This is a genomic window from Brenneria roseae subsp. americana (assembly GCF_003115815.1).
GTDB classification, from domain to species: Bacteria; Pseudomonadota; Gammaproteobacteria; order Enterobacterales; family Enterobacteriaceae; genus Brenneria; species Brenneria roseae.
This window is the reverse complement of sequence record NZ_QDKJ01000003.1, coordinates 233,915-249,255: the sequence shown is the minus strand read 5'-3', so window position 1 is coordinate 249,255 and position 15,341 is coordinate 233,915. Positions and strand designations below refer to the sequence as shown.

The window sequence follows — 15,341 nt, the reverse complement described above, 5'->3', positions numbered from 1 at the left end:
CAACGAACGCTATGACTAACTATCGGCTAACTGAGCAGAATCTTTAATTATTTATAACGCAACCTTAACGGTACCGTCAGCTTCCACTGAACCATTTACTATCTGACCAGAATTCATTCTGACTCTGACTTTATCATTCAACACGGCATTATTCATTACTTTACCTTCACTGCTGATACTAAAACCAGCTCCGCTGGCGATGACCTGTACCGTTTGCCCGGATTTGACCGCCCATGGTTGACGAAACATTCTTACCTGAAGTGGCTGTCCGGCACCAATCATCCGCTGGCTAACGGAACCCAGAACCTGGTCGATAGAGGTTACTGGCATAGTGGTGAAGGTATCGAGCCTTCCTCGCTGCCATGTAATATCATCCGCACTGATTTTATGTTTAGGGGCAATCGGACGCGAGGTGACAAGATAGTTTCCCGTCACCTGTACGCTGGTCTGCACGAAATACTTGTCAGCGCCACAGGTGACTCTAATACTCAGATTACCCCAGATTTTATTTCGTGACGGGAGGGCAAACTGTGGAGCCGGGCAGTCTGAAAGACCGGATTCGGGCGTTTTTATCCTTACATCAATATGCTCCACAGGAATAGTAATCTGCTGGCGGATAAATGCTTCTATTTGTGAGGATAACGCCGTTGATGATGGCTCACTGGAAAAGGCCGACATGCTAGTCAGTAGAGCTAAAGCGCCGTTAACATAAACCAGTCGATTGCCCCCCATCATCTGTCCTCATCATTGATCTAACTTTTTAATCTGCTGCACATTGTCGCCGGGAATATATTCTATTGCTGCTAGTGTACCTTTTCACTCACCAGGCCAATCGAAAAATTAGCTATTCATTTCCCGCTTATTCTAACGATAGGGCTATCTCTATCCCGTTTATGCTATCTGCACTGGATAGTGTCTGCTGATATATATTCCTGGGGAGAAATTAGAAAGATGCTGGACAAACTTGATGCAGCCTTGCGCTTTCAACAGGAAGCTCTGAATTTACGTGCGCAGCGGCAGGAGATCCTGGCTGCCAACATCGCCAATGCTGACACGCCAGGTTATCAGGCGCGCGATATTGACTTTTCCACGGAGTTAACCAAAGCCATTGAACAAGGCAGGGCGTCTGGGTCAGGGCTTTCTCTCTCAATAACATCATCCCGACATATCCCCGCACAGACATCGTCTCCACCATCATTGGACCTGTTGTATCGGGTTCCCGATCAGCCTGCATTGGATGGTAATACGGTCGATATGGATCGGGAACGAACTAATTTCGCGGATAATAGCCTGCGTTATCAAACCGACCTGACCGTTTTGGGCGGGCAGATTAAAGGTATGACGGCAGTTTTACAGGATAAATAACGCCTTATGTCATTAATTAATATTTTTGAAATTTCAGGTTCGGCACTGACGGCGCAGTCCCAGCGTATGAACGTGAGCGCCAGTAACCTGGCCAATGCTGACAGTATCACCAGCCCTGATGGTACGCCATACCGAGCCAAACAGGTGGTGTTTAAAGTGGCTGCGCCTGCTGGTCAGGACATCGGTGGCGTTCAGGTAGAGAGTGTTGTTGAAGATCCGTCACCCGACAAACTGGTCTATCAACCTGGTAATCCACTTGCTGATGAACGGGGTTATGTTCGTATGCCGAATGTTGATGTTACTGCCGAAATGGTTAACTCCATTTCAGCCTCTAGAAGCTATCAGGCTAACGTGGAAGTCTTGAACACGGCAAAAACACTCATGCAAAAAACGCTGACATTAGGGCAGTAACCGGAGGGAATATGAGCATTGCTATTTCAGTTAATGAGTCAACTGATTCCAGTACGATTACCACAACATCGTCATCAACATCCAGTAGCAAGGATCTCCAAAGTGAGTTTCTGACGTTACTGGTGGCGCAATTGAAAAATCAGGATCCTACCGATCCTATGGATAATACCGAACTCACCAGCCAGTTAGCGCAAATCAGTACGCTCAGCGGTATTGAAAAACTGAATACCACGCTGGGATCTATTTCCGGGCAACTGGACACGAGCCAGGCATTACAGGCCTCAACGCTGATTGGCCATGGCGTGCTTATCTCGGGCAATAACATTGTGGTTGGGGAAAGTAGTTCGGTTACGCCTTTTGGCATCGAACTGGACAGTGCAGCCAGCAATGTCACGGTGACCATTAAAAATTCGAGTGGCAGCACGGTACGTACTGTTAATTTAGGCGAGCAAAGTGCGGGTATTCAGACATACAGCTGGGATGGTACGGATGATACCGGCGCCGCCGTTGCTGAAGGCAGCTATACCTATACGGTGACAGCCACATCGTCATCCGGAAGCAGCGTGGTGGCTACACCGCTTAAATATGCACTGGTTTACGGTGTTAATACGAGTTCAGACACAGCCACGCTCAATTTGGGCCTGTCGGGAACCGCAACGCTTAGCGATGTTAAGCAGATTATTTAATTTCTAACTCTCTACGTTGGGTGCAGATATCTATAGCGCTTTGCGTAACTTACTTTATTCAAGAGGTACCCGGCTATGGGTTTTTCACAGGCAATTAGTGGCTTAAATGCAGCGTCCAGCAACCTGGATGTGATCGGTAACAACATCGCTAACTCGGAAACAACGGGTTTTAAATCGGCATCGGTATCTTTTGCCGATATTTTTGCTTCCTCTCAGGTTGGTCTGGGGGTCAAAATCGCATCGGTCAGTCAGGACTTTAGTGATGGTACGGTTGAGTCTACCGATCGTGGTTTGGACGTGGCTATCGCGGGAAACGGATTTTTTCGGATGGTTGACGAAAATGGCTCGGTTTACTATTCGCGAAACGGAGAACTTTCACTGGATAACGAGCGCAATCTTATCAACAGCAGTGGTTATTATCTGACAGGCTATGCGACAACGGGGACGCCGCCGACCATTAACACGGGTGCCGAACCTACGGTTCTTAATATTTCTTCCAGCGATATCGCTGCTCAGGCCACCAGCAGCGCTTCCATGGTGCTGAACTTGAACTCCAGCGCCGATCCGATTACCGCAGCGTTTGATGCAACGGATTCCAGCACCTATAGCTATTCGCGTACGCTGACCACCTATGACAGCCAGGGTAATACCCATAACATTAACCTGTATTTTGTTAAAACGGCAGATAATAATTGGGATGTTTACGGCATTGACAGCAGTGATGCGAGTGCAACAACCCAGGATTTAGGTACGCTGGAATTTGACTCCAGCGGTCGGTTAATCGCGGGAGCAGATTTGACCGTGGAAACCAATGGAATTAACGGTTCAGCGGATAATGAATTCACTATTTCGTTTACCGGCACCACTCAGCAAAGCGCCAGCGCCAGCAGTATCAGCAGCTCAGATCAGGATGGTTATACGGCTGGCAGCCTCTCTTCTTATACCATTAATAACGATGGCACTATCACTGGCACTTATTCCAACGGGAAAACTCAGCTGCTGGGCCAGATCGTCATGGCTAGCTTTGCCAATCCGCAGGGCCTGAAATCCGAAGGGAATAATGTCTGGTCATCAACCTCATCTTCAGGCGCGGCGATTGTGGGCACGGCGGGGCTCGGGGTATTCGGGACACTCACCAGCGGTGCGCTGGAGTCGTCAAACGTCGACCTGAGCTCAGAACTGGTCAATATGATCGTCGCTCAGCGTAACTACCAGTCGAACGCACAGACGATTAAAACACAGGACGCCATTCTGAACACCTTGGTGAACCTGCGCTAATAAAACGTACAGGATGGCTTTATGGATCACGCAATTTACACGGCTATGGGAGCTGCCAGTCAAACGCTGGAGCAGCATTCTGTCATTGCCAATAATCTGGCTAATTCATCCACGCCAGGCTTTCGGGCGCAGCTAAGCGCCATGCGCGCGGTTCCGGTAGAAGGGCCGTCGTTGCAAACGCGAACGCTGGTAGTGGCATCAACACCGACGGCAGATATGTCTCAGGGGCCGTTGAATTATACGGCGCGTTCTCTGGATGTTGCTCTGCAAGATCAGGGCTGGCTGGCCGTGCAATTGCCCAATGGTGAAGAGGCCTATACACGCAATGGCGCCATACAGCTTGATGCCGAAGGACAATTGCGGATTCAGGGCTATCCCGTCGTTGGTGACGGTGGCCTTCTGGCTGTGCCCACCCAGGCGAGTATTACTATCGCGGCGGATGGTACGGTTTCCGCACTGGGTGATGGTGATAACCCCAACACGATTGCCCAGGTGGGCGCACTTAAGTTAGTGGCCTCAGAGCCGGGGCAGTTGGTCCGTGGTGACGATGGCCTTTTCCATCTGACTGATGCGGCTCGCCAGCAAGTAGGTAACGAATTGCCGAACGATGACGCGGTCAGGGTCATGCCTGGGGTACTGGAAGGAAGCAATGTGAATACGGTTGATTCCCTGGTGGACATGATTGGCAATTCCCGTCGTTTTGAAATGCAAATGAAGATTATCAGCAGCGTTGATCAAAATGCCGAACGCGCTAACCAGTTGCTATCCGTCAGCTAATTTTTTATTAAGGAAATACTATGATCCGCTCTCTCTGGATTGCCAAAACCGGGCTTGATGCTCAGCAAACCAATATGGATGTTATTTCTAACAACCTGGCGAACGTGAGCACTAATGGGTTTAAAAGGCAGCGGGCGGTATTTGAGGATCTGCTCTATCAGACCGTTCGTCAGCCGGGGGCTCAGTCATCGGAACAAACCACGCTACCTTCCGGTTTACAATTGGGTACAGGGGTTCGTCCTGTGACGACTGAACGTTTACACAGTCAGGGCAACCTGGAGCAAACCGAAAATAGCAAGGACGTTGCTATTAACGGTCAGGGTTTTTTTCAGATTCAGTTACCGGACGGCACCACGGCTTACACGCGCGATGGTTCTTTTCAACTTGACGCCAACGGTCAATTGGTAACATCCAGCGGCTATGCGGTACAGCCAGCAATTACCATACCGGACACCGCCTTAACCATGACGGTGGCCCGTGATGGTATTGTCAGCGTAACACTACAGGGACAAACGGCGGCCAGCCAGGTTGGGCAACTGACGCTCAGTACATTTATTAACCCTACCGGGCTGCAAAGTCTGGGCGAGAATCTGTATCAGGAAACGGAAAGTTCCGGTGCGCCAACCGAATCTACGCCAGGGCAAAATGGCGCAGGGCTTCTGTATCAAGGCTACGTTGAAACCTCAAACGTCAATGTTGCTGAGGAATTGGTTGATATGATTCAGGTTCAGCGGGCGTATGAAATTAACAGTAAAGCCGTGTCGACCTCCGATGCTATGTTGCAACGCTTAACACAGCTCTGAATTAATCCCTGGCATAAAGAGAACATAAGGTTAAGCATGTTGTGTTGTTGGACTTCAAAGCCTTTATTGTGGAAAAGGCGACTAAGCTGGCCGTTACTGGCGATGATGATTTTGACCGGGTGTGCATACATCCCGCATAAGTCTCTGGTGGATGGCGAAACCAGCGCATCGCCTGCGCCAGCTCAGTTGTATGCCACCAACGGTTCTATTTTCCAGTCCGTGCAGCCCATGAATTATGGTTATCAGCCATTATTTGAAGATCGTCGGCCCCGGAACGTTGGGGATATCCTGACCATTACCTTGCAGGAAAATGTCAGCGCAAGTAAAAGCTCATCGGCGAATGCCAGCCGTGATGGTTCTTCATCCGTTGGGTTGACGACGGTTCCGCGTTCATTAAACGGGCTGCTTGGCAATGGCAAAGCTGACCTGACAGCATCGGGCACGAGTGATTTTGAAGGAGCCGGCGGGGCCAGTGCGCAGAATACGTTCTCAGGAACGATCACCGTGACAGTCAGTGATGTTCTGACCAACGGTAATCTGAAAGTGATAGGAGAAAAGCAGATAGCTATTAACCAGGGTGCTGAATATATTCGGTTTTCCGGCATAGTAAATCCAAGGACAATCACCGGAAGTAATTCTGTTGTATCAACCCAGGTAGCCGATGCCCGAATTGAATATGTTGGTAAAGGCTATATTAACGAAGCGCAGAACATGGGATGGCTGCAACGATTCTTCCTTAACATTGCACCGTTCTAAGAGGTTAATTATGTCAATGTATCGTCAACTGGTGATGTGCGCGCTTTTTACTCTGACGTTGATTTCATCCGCAACGGCAGAGCGGTTGCGTGATTTGGTTGACATTCAAGGCGTGCGAGATAATCCGCTTATTGGTTATGGTCTGGTGGTAGGTCTGGATGGAACGGGCGATCAGACAACCCAAACCCCTTTTACCACGCAAAGTCTGATCAATATGCTCTCTCAGCTAGGTATTACCGTTCCCAGTGGAACAAATATGCAGCTGAAGAATGTTGCCGCAGTAATGGTAACCGCTAACTACCCGCCTTTTGCCCGTGCCGGACAAAAAATTGACGTAGTCGTTTCTTCCCTCGGATCGGCTAAAAGTCTGCGGGGCGGAACGCTGTTGATGACGCCACTGAAGGGAGTAGACAACCAGGTTTATGCTCTGGCCCAGGGTAACTTGCTGGTGGGCGGGGCCGGGGCTTCATCTGGTGGAAGCCAGGTTAAGGTTAACCAACTTTCCGGTGCCAGAATAAATAACGGGGCGATTATTGAAAGAGAGCTTCCCAGCACATTTGGTAATTCGAACCGGATTAGCCTGCAACTGAAACAGGAAAATTTTAGTCTCGCGCAACGTATCAGTGACGCTATCAACCGTCAGAATAGCGTTGGTAGCGCTCAGGCGCTGGATGGTCGTACGGTAGAAGTCGTATTGCCGCAAAATAATGCCCAGCAGGTTCGATTCCTGGCACAAATACAGGATATCCATGTAGACGTGGGGGAAATTGATGCCAAAGTTATTATCAATTCCCGTACCGGATCTGTTGTCATGAACCGGAATGTTATGCTGGATTCCTGTGCTGTGGCTCAGGGTAACCTGTCTGTTGTCGTCGATAATCAACAGGCGGTTAGCCAGCCCAATACGCCTTTGGCGGGGGGGCAGACAGTTGTAACGCAGCAGACGGAAATATCTGTTCGGCAGGAGGGAGGATCCCTGCAACGTATTAATGCCAGCGCTAATTTAAATAATGTGGTGCGGGCAATGAACGCACTGGGAGCAACGCCAATGGACTTGATGTCGATTCTACAGGCAATGCATAGTGCGGGCTGTTTGAAAGCGGAAGTGGAGATTATCTGATGTTACCGTCTGGCAACCTGATGGATCAGGCCTCTGCGGCCTACGATGTGCAATCCTTGAATGGATTGCGCCGTGAGGCGGTACAGAATACGCCGGGATCATTGCACAAAGTGGCTCAGCAGGTTGAGGGACTATTCGTCAATATGATGTTGAAGAGTATGCGTAATACGCTACCTCAGGATGGTCTCCTGAGCAGTGATCAAACGCGTATGTATACTAGTTTGTATGATCAACAAATAGCTCAAAATTTGTCGGCAAAAGGTTTGGGGCTGGCAGATATGATGGTCAAACAATTGAGCCAACACGCAGCGACGGAGCCAGACGAACAGGTTGGCAAAACCCCCATGCCGCTGGGGCAGGAACGATTGGCGAGTGCCGCCATGCCGCCGGCCCTTATTGGTGAATTCCTGCGTCGTACACAGTCGGAAACTGCCGCGAAGCAAAATGCAGTCGCCGGTTATTCGGCGACCAATGGGTCTTTTGCTGATCGTCTGTCTGTCCCGGCCATGATAGCCAGCTTGCAAAGTGGTATACCGCATCAACTTATTATGGCTCAGGCGATGCTGGAGTCAGGATGGGGAAAACGAGAAATCATGACCAATGACGGCAAAACCAGCCACAATATTTTTGGGGTGAAAGCCGGCGGTAACTGGGACGGCGAGATTACGTCTGTCATGACCACCGAATATAAGAATGGTCAATCTTATAAGCTAATGCAAGATTTCAGAGTGTACGATTCCTATCTGCACGCATTGAATGACTATATCACTCTACTGACAAAAAACGCTCGCTACAAAGACGTGTTGGATGCAAATAGCGCGGAGCAGGCGGCCTATGCTTTACAGAAAGCAGGCTATGCGACAGATCCGAAATATGGCGAGAAACTGGTTCAAATTATTGAACAAATTCGTAGTTCTGCCCAGAAAGCGGCGCGGGTTTATACGCACGATTTAAACACCTTATTTTAATTTTTTATCACAATCTTTACCTGAGCTTCCCCTCAAGTTTCATTCCTGGACGCCGATAAATAGAGTAGACGAAACGTTATCGGGTCTCCCCGATGGCAGAAGAAGGAAATATAATGGCCAGTTCTTTGATTAATATTGCATCTTCAGGACTGAAGGCGGCAAATCTTGCGTTGAGTACCACATCAAATAATATCGCTAATGCTAATACCGATGGCTATAACCGGCAGAGTGTCAAACTGGCGGAAAGCGCGGGAACGATGACCAGCTATGGCTCGGTAGGTACTGGTGTGACGATTTTGACGGTTGATCGTGCATACGACGCTCTGGTTGTTGCACAATTGCGTTCAGCGACGGCCAGCTACGAGTCGATTAATGCCTATTATGAGCAAATTTCTCAGGTGGATAACCTGCTTTCCGATAGTGAAAGCAGCCTTTCTACTATGATGTCTTCTTTCTTCTCCGGTTTACAGTCATTGACGGAAAATGCCAGTGATACTTCAGCTCGTCAGACAATAATCAGCAGTGCGCAAAGTCTGGTAAACCAGTATGTCAGCGCGGATACCTACCTTCGCGATATGGATAGCGCGATTAACCAGCAACTGTCGACAAATAGTGATTTGGTTAACAACTACGCCACCCAAATTGCCAATATCAACCAGCAAATAACCCGTCTGGGCAGCAGCGGGACTTCGGCAAATGACCTGCTGGATCAACGCGATCTATTAATTGATAACTTGAATAAACTGGTTGGCGTAACGGTCAGCACTCAGGACAGTAATGTCATTAATGTCAGTCTTTCAAATGGTCAAACTCTGGTTCAGGGTAATACGGCTTATCAGTTAGTTGCGGTGAGTTCCAGTGCCGATACATCTCGAATCACGATTGCCTATGATAACGGTATTGGCGATCCGATTGAGATAAATGAAGATACGCTGACTGGCGGCAGTATTAGTGGATTATTATCATTTCGTAGTGACGTATTGGACAGTGCACGCAATCAACTAGGGTTGATTGCGCTAACTCTGGCGGATAGTTTTAATGCTCAGCACAGTGCTGGGGTGGATTTAAAGGGTGGAGCAGGAACCGATTTCTTCAGTTTTTCTTCACCTGATGTAGTAAGCAACACGAAGAACGACGGCACTGCCATCTTGTCTGCTGCCTATACCGATACCAGCGCGGTGAAGGCCAGTGATTATTCATTGAGCTATGATGGCTCTGCGTGGAAGGTGATTCGTGTGTCCGATAATGCCAGTGTAACGGCGGCTGTCGACACCGACGGTGACGGCAATACAACATTAAGTTTTGATGGGCTGATTATTACTGTGGATGGCGATGCGTCGGCAAATGACAGTTTTCTCGTCAATACAGTGAGCAATGTTATTAACAGTTTATCTGTCAGAATAACGGATGTCGCTCTGATTGCTGCGGGTAGCGGCGGCGGTGAAAGCGATAATAGCAACGCATTGAAATTATTGGATTTGCAAAACCAAAACCTGATCGCCGGCAATGCCACCTTTAATGATGCCTACGCGTCTTTAGTCAGTGATATTGGCGTCAAGGCACAAAGCGCGAAAACCAATAGTACGGTTCAATCCAATATTGTTGATCAGCTTACCACGAAGCAGCAGTCTATTTCAGGCATTGAACTGAATGAAGAATACATTGATTTGACACGTTATCAACAGTATTACCTTGCCAATGCGAAGGTATTGTCTACAGCAAACACTATTTTTGATTCATTACTGTCGGCAGTGAACTGATTAATCCGCCCATGTATGGCATAAATTTAGCAAGAGGACGATCCCATGCGTCTTAGCACCATAAACAGTTACCAAACGTTGATTAAAAATATCAATGAGGTAAATAGTAAATTCCAGAATACGGCTCTACAGATGGCATCGGAGAAGCGCGTTAATGCACCATCGGACGATCCGATTGCCGCTTCCCAGGCAGTTATTTTAGCGCAGGCCCAGGCTGCCAGCAGTCAATATACTGCGGCTCGTTCGAGTGCAACAAATAGTTTGAATCTGGAAGGCACGGTGCTGGATCAGGTTGTGGACGTGATACAAAGCATTCAGACCCTGGTGGTGAAAGCGGGTAATACCACCTACAGTGATGCGGATCGCCAGTCAATGGCGACGGAATTACAGGGATTAAAAGATCAGCTGGTGTCTTTGGCCAACACGACGGACAGCAATGGTAATTACATTTTCGCCGGTTATGCAACGGATAGTGCGCCTTTTTCCGTCGATGACGATGGTAAAGTTAGCTATGTTGGTGGCGATACGGCGATAAGCTTGAAAGTGGATTCAAGCCGTACGCTGACCACCGGTAATACAGGCAGTAGCGTATTTATGACGCTGGCGGCAGGTTTTACCACTGAGCCTGATGGTTCAACCAGCGAAAGCAATATATTTAATACCATTGATTATGCGTTGGAAGCCCTGAATATGCCTTTGAATGAAAGCACGGATGCCGATACCGAGGCCTATACCGCGCTGATAGACAAAGCTAATCGCGGGCTCAGTAATTCGCTGGATAATGTACTCACCGTGCAGGCCGAGGTGGGGAGTAAAGTTAACGAATTGACTACGCTGAGTACCATTGGTAGTTCGCGGGATATTTTATATTCGGACCGGATGTATTCATTAGTTGGCGCTGATCTGATCTCAACCTATTCTGACTATATTTTGCAACAGGCAACATTACAGGCTGCGCTGCAAGCCTTCTCTGGCATGAAAGATTTATCACTATTCCAGATTAATGGATAGAGCCTCTATGTGATTTAAATGTGTTAAAACCGGACACATTTTTTATGTGTGCCATCGTTAATGATGACACACATTTTTTTTACGCTAATGACTATCAAGACGACAAGTCTGACAATATATTTGCCAATAAATCGAAGACTTCACCAAATATATGTTCGGCGAAAGGGGCAATCAAGGGCATCAATAACCCGATGGTAAATATCCCTATAGTCAGCGTGACGGGAAAACCAATAACAAAGACGGATAGCTGTGGAGTCATACGGTTTAGTATACCGAGCGCCAGACTAATCATCAGTAATAACGTTATGATGGGCAGGGCCAGCATTAATCCATTAATAAAGATGATGCTCCCGGCTCTGGCTATTGACAGAAAAACATTGGTATCTAACAGCCCGCTGCTAATGGGCAGGGTATGAAAACTATCGGATAGTAAGGAAATAAGCCACAGGTGCCCATCAAAGGTAAGAAACAACAACATCGCCAGTAGATTCAGAAATCTGGCTAACACCGGCATATTCGGGCCGCCTGACGGATCGAAAAAAGTAGCGAAAGATAATCCCATTTGTAGACCAATGACTTCACCGGCGATCCGAAAAACAGCAAAAGCCAGCTGCATGGTTAGCCCTAAGGTAATACCAATGATCAATTGCTGAAGGAGTAACCAGATTCCTGCCGCGGAAAAAATGGGTGTTGAATTCAGCTCGATATGAGGGGCGATTAGAAAAGTTATCAGCAGAGACAAACCAATTTTTACCCGAAAGTTAATTTCCCGCTCGCTAAGTATGGGCGCTGTTGCCACTAGTGCCAGCAGCCTGACAAAAGGCCAGAAATATTGCACCATCCATTCACTATAAGACTGGCTGTCAAATTCGATCATGGCTAACCGATAAGGGTTGGCAGGTTACTGAAAAGTGTTCTCATATAGTCAAGGATCACGCTAAGCATCCAGGGGCCGGCGATGAGAATGGTAACAAATACGGACAATATTTTGGGAATAAAAGAGAGTGTCATTTCATTAATTTGCGTTGCGGCCTGTAGCAGGCTAACCACCAATCCGCTAAACAGCGCCGAAAGCAAAAGTGGCGCAGCCAGTAACAACGCGATTTTCATTGCTTCGTAACCGAGAGCCATTACTGATTCAGGTGTCATGGTTTTTCCCCAAACTGTTTTTTACATCAACTATAAAAACTCTGTGCCAGGGAACCTAAGAGGAGCTGCCAACCGTCAATAAGAACAAATAGCATCAGTTTAAACGGAAGCGATACCGTAGCCGGTGGCACCATCATCATCCCCAGTGCCATCAGAACACTGGCAACTACTAAATCAATAATAAGAAAAGGAATAAATACGGTAAAGCCGATCTGAAAAGCGGTTTTCAATTCACTGGTTACAAAAGAGGGTAATAATACCCGCATAGGAACGGCTTCCGGACCTTCCGGAGCCGGGATATTGGCCAGCCGCGTAAAAAGGGCCAAATCGGCTTCGCGCGTTTGGCGTAGCATAAATTCGCGCAAAGGTTGGGAGCCACGTTCAAGAGCCACTTCCATACTGATTTCATCCTGACTGAAAGGAAGGTAGGCATCCTGGTAAACCTTGGTCAGTACCGGTGACATGATAAAAAATGTCAGGAAAAGGCTAAGCCCCAGTAATATCTGATTAGGAGGGGCTGAGGGGGTACCCATCGCATTACGTAATAGGCTGAGTACAATAATAATTCGGGTGAAACTGGTCATCATCAGCAGCGCTGCCGGAATAAATGTCAGCGATGTCAGTAGAACCAGTGTCTGAACGGGTAACGTCCAGCTCTGTCCGCCATTTGGCAGTGGCTGACTGACTAACCCTGGTAACTGCGCAAAAACAGAAGGGGTCAGAAACAGTAGACTACCCACGATCGGATACATCAACAAGCGGGACGTTTTTAATAAACAGGATGATACGCGTTGGAGCCTATTCATTCCGGCTTTCCCGGACGTTTTAATACTTTTTGTAACAAACGGGCAAACTCCGTTGGCTTTGTCTGTCCGGATTCGGGCATATCATGTGGCTGAGCAGGCAGCGTGTGCAGCAGAGTAACGTTTTGAGTGGTTACTCCTAGTACTAGCCAACTATCATCAACTTCAACAATGACAACTCTTTCCCGCTGACCAACCTGGCATGCAGAAATCACCTTGAGTAATTTGTTTGATTTTGCTTGCGGGGCAAAACCAAGTTTACGCATAAACCAGGCAATCAAAAGAATAAACAGCAGGATCCCGCCAAGCACGCTGCTGACTTGTGTCAGCAGCATACCGCCAGTCAGAGGCGGTTCAGTCGTTACACTCGACAGCGTGGTCTGAGAAGATGATGAAAGCGAGGTTAACATTTAACGGCTCAGGCGACGCATACGTTCAGTAGGAGTAATAATATCCGTGATGCGGACACCATATTTATCAGCCACGACGACGACTTCTCCCTGAGCAATTAAATACCCGTTAATGAGAATGTCCAGAGGCTCGCCAGCCAGTCCATCCAGGGCTACAACAGAACCCTGTGACAAATGCAGCAGCTCCTTAATGGTCATCTTGGTGCGACCCAGTTCAACAGTTAATTTAACTGGGATATCCAGGATAAGATCGATGTCATGCAACGAACCGATACCTTCTTGTACATCCAGCGCATTGAAAACACCATCGGTACTACTGGATACGCTTTTCTCTGCCGCCTGTTGCTCGTTAAATGCATCAGCCCACAGATCGTCCACTGATTCTTTTTCTTCGGACGGGTTCTTGTTGTCACTCATGGGGCTGTTCCTCATCATTCAGAGAATTCAATATGGGGTTAATTAAATGTTCAATACGCAAAGCATATTGCCCGTTCAGGGTTCCGTACTGACCAGTCAGAACAGGAACACCATCCACATGGGCAATTAATCTTTCTGGTTTATCAATTGGCAATACATCGCCGGGCTGCAATTTAAGTATGCGCGACAGGCGTAAAGGAATATCAACAAAATTAGCTATCAACTCCAGCTCTGAATGCTGTACCTGTTTGGTCAGCGTCTCACGCCAGCTTCTATCTTCCTGCTGTGAGTTTTCCAGCGGGGGATTAACCAGCAGTTCGCGTAGAGGTTCAATCATCGCGAAAGGAATGCAGATATTAAATTCCCCAGTCAGAGAACCAATTTCAACATGAAAAGGTGTTGTCACTACAATATCGTTAGGTGAGGTGGTGATATTGGTGAACTTTACCTGCATTTCGGAGCGGACGTATTCGACATCAAGTTTGTAGATTGCATTCCAGGCATCACCATAAGCCTCCAGCGCCAGACGCAACATACGCTTTACGACCCGCTGTTCCGTGTGGGTAAATTCACGCCCTTCAACTTTGGTTGGAAAACGTCCGTCACCGCCAAACAGGTTGTCGACCGCAATAAATACCAGACTTGGCGAAAATACGAACAGAGCCGTGCCGCGAAGCGGTTTTAAATGAATTAAATTCAGATTGGTCGGTACCGGCAAATTGCGGGCAAACTCATGATACGGGAGTATTTTTATCGCACCAACAGTAATATCCGGGCTTCGCCTTAACAGGTTAAACAACCCCATGCGAAACTGGCGGGCAAAGCGTTCGTTAATAATTTCCAACGCCTGTAAACGTTCCCGAACGACGCGGCGTTGTGTATTGGGATCGTAGGGTTTGACCTCACCGTCGACGCCAACCGCTACGTCGGGTTTTTCACTTCCGTCGCTGTCACCATTCAGTAGTGCGTCAATTTCTGCCTGAGAAAGAATGCTATCGCCCATAATATTTATCGCAGTATAAAAGCAGTGAACAGAACATCAGTGACGATCAGGTTCGGTTGACCAGGAACCAGTGGTGTACTCAGAACCTGTTTAATGTCCTCCACCAGTTTCTGTTTTCCCTGCTGTTGAGCCAACTCGATCGCACTCTGGCGGGAAAGCAGCAACAGCAGCCTGCTGCGCACCTCTGGCAAATAGTTATTTAACTGTTTGCGCGTCTCCTCATCCGGCAAGCGCAAAGTAAAGCCGACATACAACACCCGGTCAGGATCGTTATCGGGGTTGACCAGATTAACGGTAAAAGTATCCAACGGCATGAAAACCGGTTCTGGTGGAGGCGGCGCTTCCTGCACGGCAGAGGCTGCTTTTTGCTGATGAAGAAACCACCAACTCACGCCTGCTGCTGTGCCGCCAGCGAATATGATAGTAAGCACAACTATAAGCCAGACAGTGCGCTTGCGTCCTGACGGGAGTGCATTTTCAGACATAGCTAAAGATGATTCCTGTTACTATTGATATCCAGTGCAGAATATATTGCCCTGAATTAATGCGTAATATCATTGATTATCCCGTCAATTCCAGCTATCAATAGGATGAATAGACGAAGAAAATCACGTTAACTTGTGC

At 48.0% G+C, this 15,341-nt stretch carries 19 protein-coding genes; 11 read left to right on the top strand and 8 right to left on the bottom strand.

The genetic code is table 11. From position 1 onward, the window contains the following. Window positions 1–51: 51 nt before the first annotated feature. Window positions 52–735: a flagellar basal body P-ring formation chaperone FlgA gene (flgA, locus tag B4923_RS05115; protein ID WP_109053286.1), complete on the bottom strand. Its 684-nt coding sequence runs from the start codon at window positions 733–735 to the stop codon at window positions 52–54. 216 nt (window positions 736–951) lie between these two features. Here flgA and flgB point away from each other — a divergent pair, with 216 nt between their 5' ends. From flgB to flgL, 11 genes are all read left to right on the top strand, one after another. Next, complete coding sequence (gene flgB / locus B4923_RS05110; protein ID WP_109053285.1) at window positions 952–1,365, top strand: flagellar basal body rod protein FlgB; 414 nt, start codon at window positions 952–954, stop codon at window positions 1,363–1,365. Between the two features lie 6 nt (window positions 1,366–1,371). Then, a complete protein-coding gene (gene flgC, locus B4923_RS05105) occupies window positions 1,372–1,776 on the top strand; it encodes a flagellar basal body rod protein FlgC (RefSeq protein ID WP_109053284.1) in 405 nt (134 codons plus the stop codon). 11 nt (window positions 1,777–1,787) lie between these two features. Further along, a complete protein-coding gene (gene flgD, locus B4923_RS05100; protein ID WP_109053283.1) occupies window positions 1,788–2,462 on the top strand; it encodes a flagellar hook assembly protein FlgD in 675 nt (224 codons plus the stop codon). Between the two features lie 75 nt (window positions 2,463–2,537). Beyond that, window positions 2,538–3,740 carry a flagellar hook protein FlgE gene (gene flgE / locus B4923_RS05095; protein WP_109053282.1) on the top strand — a complete coding sequence of 401 codons (1,203 nt, stop codon included), beginning with the start codon at window positions 2,538–2,540 and terminating at the stop codon, window positions 3,738–3,740. A 21-nt stretch (window positions 3,741–3,761) separates the two neighbouring features. Then, on the top strand, window positions 3,762–4,517 hold the full coding sequence (locus B4923_RS05090) for a flagellar basal body rod protein FlgF (protein ID WP_109053281.1): 756 nt from the start codon (window positions 3,762–3,764) through the stop codon (window positions 4,515–4,517). A 20-nt stretch (window positions 4,518–4,537) separates the two neighbouring features. Then, on the top strand, window positions 4,538–5,320 hold the full coding sequence (flgG, locus tag B4923_RS05085) for a flagellar basal-body rod protein FlgG (RefSeq protein ID WP_109053280.1): 783 nt from the start codon (window positions 4,538–4,540) through the stop codon (window positions 5,318–5,320). A gap of 36 nt (window positions 5,321–5,356) precedes the next feature. Next, a complete protein-coding gene (locus B4923_RS05080) occupies window positions 5,357–6,076 on the top strand; it encodes a flagellar basal body L-ring protein FlgH (RefSeq protein ID WP_109053279.1) in 720 nt (239 codons plus the stop codon). Between the two features lie 10 nt (window positions 6,077–6,086). Further along, window positions 6,087–7,196 carry a flagellar basal body P-ring protein FlgI gene (locus B4923_RS05075; RefSeq protein ID WP_425428586.1) on the top strand — a complete coding sequence of 370 codons (1,110 nt, stop codon included), beginning with the start codon at window positions 6,087–6,089 and terminating at the stop codon, window positions 7,194–7,196. After that, window positions 7,196–8,164: a flagellar assembly peptidoglycan hydrolase FlgJ gene (gene flgJ / locus B4923_RS05070; RefSeq protein WP_109053277.1), complete on the top strand. Its 969-nt coding sequence runs from the start codon at window positions 7,196–7,198 to the stop codon at window positions 8,162–8,164. The genes B4923_RS05075 and flgJ overlap by 1 nt, the downstream gene beginning before the upstream one ends. A 113-nt stretch (window positions 8,165–8,277) precedes the next feature. After that, window positions 8,278–9,924, top strand: coding sequence for a flagellar hook-associated protein FlgK (gene flgK, locus B4923_RS05065; RefSeq protein WP_109053276.1), 1,647 nt, complete (start codon window positions 8,278–8,280; stop codon window positions 9,922–9,924). 45 nt (window positions 9,925–9,969) lie between these two features. Further along, complete coding sequence (gene flgL, locus B4923_RS05060; RefSeq protein ID WP_109053275.1) at window positions 9,970–10,935, top strand: flagellar hook-associated protein FlgL; 966 nt, start codon at window positions 9,970–9,972, stop codon at window positions 10,933–10,935. A gap of 94 nt (window positions 10,936–11,029) precedes the next feature. On the opposite strand, the gene fliR is transcribed toward flgL, so the two are convergent. From fliR to fliL, 7 genes are read right to left on the bottom strand one after another with little or no spacing between them, the layout of a single operon-like run. Continuing rightward, window positions 11,030–11,812: a flagellar biosynthetic protein FliR gene (fliR, locus tag B4923_RS05055; RefSeq protein ID WP_109053274.1), complete on the bottom strand. Its 783-nt coding sequence runs from the start codon at window positions 11,810–11,812 to the stop codon at window positions 11,030–11,032. A gap of 2 nt (window positions 11,813–11,814) precedes the next feature. Beyond that, window positions 11,815–12,084: a flagellar biosynthesis protein FliQ gene (gene fliQ / locus B4923_RS05050; RefSeq protein ID WP_109053273.1), complete on the bottom strand. Its 270-nt coding sequence runs from the start codon at window positions 12,082–12,084 to the stop codon at window positions 11,815–11,817. A 26-nt stretch (window positions 12,085–12,110) separates the two neighbouring features. After that, window positions 12,111–12,836, bottom strand: a complete 726-nt coding sequence (fliP, locus tag B4923_RS05045; RefSeq protein ID WP_170116015.1) for a flagellar type III secretion system pore protein FliP — start codon at window positions 12,834–12,836, stop codon at window positions 12,111–12,113. 50 nt (window positions 12,837–12,886) lie between these two features. Beyond that, window positions 12,887–13,297: a flagellar biosynthetic protein FliO gene (gene fliO, locus B4923_RS05040; RefSeq protein WP_245929495.1), complete on the bottom strand. Its 411-nt coding sequence runs from the start codon at window positions 13,295–13,297 to the stop codon at window positions 12,887–12,889. After that, complete coding sequence (gene fliN, locus B4923_RS05035) at window positions 13,298–13,714, bottom strand: flagellar motor switch protein FliN (protein ID WP_109053271.1); 417 nt, start codon at window positions 13,712–13,714, stop codon at window positions 13,298–13,300. Further along, entirely contained in the window at window positions 13,707–14,717 is a 1,011-nt protein-coding gene (gene fliM, locus B4923_RS05030; RefSeq protein WP_109053270.1) for a flagellar motor switch protein FliM, read from the bottom strand. The genes fliN and fliM overlap by 8 nt, the downstream gene beginning before the upstream one ends. 5 nt (window positions 14,718–14,722) lie before the next feature. Then, entirely contained in the window at window positions 14,723–15,202 is a 480-nt protein-coding gene (fliL, locus tag B4923_RS05025) for a flagellar basal body-associated protein FliL (protein WP_109053269.1), read from the bottom strand. Window positions 15,203–15,341: the final 139 nt, after the last annotated feature.

Coding starts and splice junctions, on each gene's coding strand:
- flgA (WP_109053286.1), bottom strand. CDS start 735: ATGATGGGGGGCAATCGACTGGTTTATGTTAACGGCGCTTTAGCTCTA.
- flgB (WP_109053285.1), top strand. CDS start 952: ATGCTGGACAAACTTGATGCAGCCTTGCGCTTTCAACAGGAAGCTCTG.
- flgC (WP_109053284.1), top strand. CDS start 1,372: ATGTCATTAATTAATATTTTTGAAATTTCAGGTTCGGCACTGACGGCG.
- flgD (WP_109053283.1), top strand. CDS start 1,788: ATGAGCATTGCTATTTCAGTTAATGAGTCAACTGATTCCAGTACGATT.
- flgE (WP_109053282.1), top strand. CDS start 2,538: ATGGGTTTTTCACAGGCAATTAGTGGCTTAAATGCAGCGTCCAGCAAC.
- B4923_RS05090 (WP_109053281.1), top strand. CDS start 3,762: ATGGATCACGCAATTTACACGGCTATGGGAGCTGCCAGTCAAACGCTG.
- flgG (WP_109053280.1), top strand. CDS start 4,538: ATGATCCGCTCTCTCTGGATTGCCAAAACCGGGCTTGATGCTCAGCAA.
- B4923_RS05080 (WP_109053279.1), top strand. CDS start 5,357: ATGTTGTGTTGTTGGACTTCAAAGCCTTTATTGTGGAAAAGGCGACTA.
- B4923_RS05075 (WP_425428586.1), top strand. CDS start 6,087: ATGTCAATGTATCGTCAACTGGTGATGTGCGCGCTTTTTACTCTGACG.
- flgJ (WP_109053277.1), top strand. CDS start 7,196: ATGTTACCGTCTGGCAACCTGATGGATCAGGCCTCTGCGGCCTACGAT.
- flgK (WP_109053276.1), top strand. CDS start 8,278: ATGGCCAGTTCTTTGATTAATATTGCATCTTCAGGACTGAAGGCGGCA.
- flgL (WP_109053275.1), top strand. CDS start 9,970: ATGCGTCTTAGCACCATAAACAGTTACCAAACGTTGATTAAAAATATC.
- fliR (WP_109053274.1), bottom strand. CDS start 11,812: ATGATCGAATTTGACAGCCAGTCTTATAGTGAATGGATGGTGCAATAT.
- fliQ (WP_109053273.1), bottom strand. CDS start 12,084: ATGACACCTGAATCAGTAATGGCTCTCGGTTACGAAGCAATGAAAATC.
- fliP (WP_170116015.1), bottom strand. CDS start 12,836: ATGTATCCGATCGTGGGTAGTCTACTGTTTCTGACCCCTTCTGTTTTT.
- fliO (WP_245929495.1), bottom strand. CDS start 13,297: ATGTTAACCTCGCTTTCATCATCTTCTCAGACCACGCTGTCGAGTGTA.
- fliN (WP_109053271.1), bottom strand. CDS start 13,714: ATGAGTGACAACAAGAACCCGTCCGAAGAAAAAGAATCAGTGGACGAT.
- fliM (WP_109053270.1), bottom strand. CDS start 14,717: ATGGGCGATAGCATTCTTTCTCAGGCAGAAATTGACGCACTACTGAAT.
- fliL (WP_109053269.1), bottom strand. CDS start 15,202: ATGTCTGAAAATGCACTCCCGTCAGGACGCAAGCGCACTGTCTGGCTT.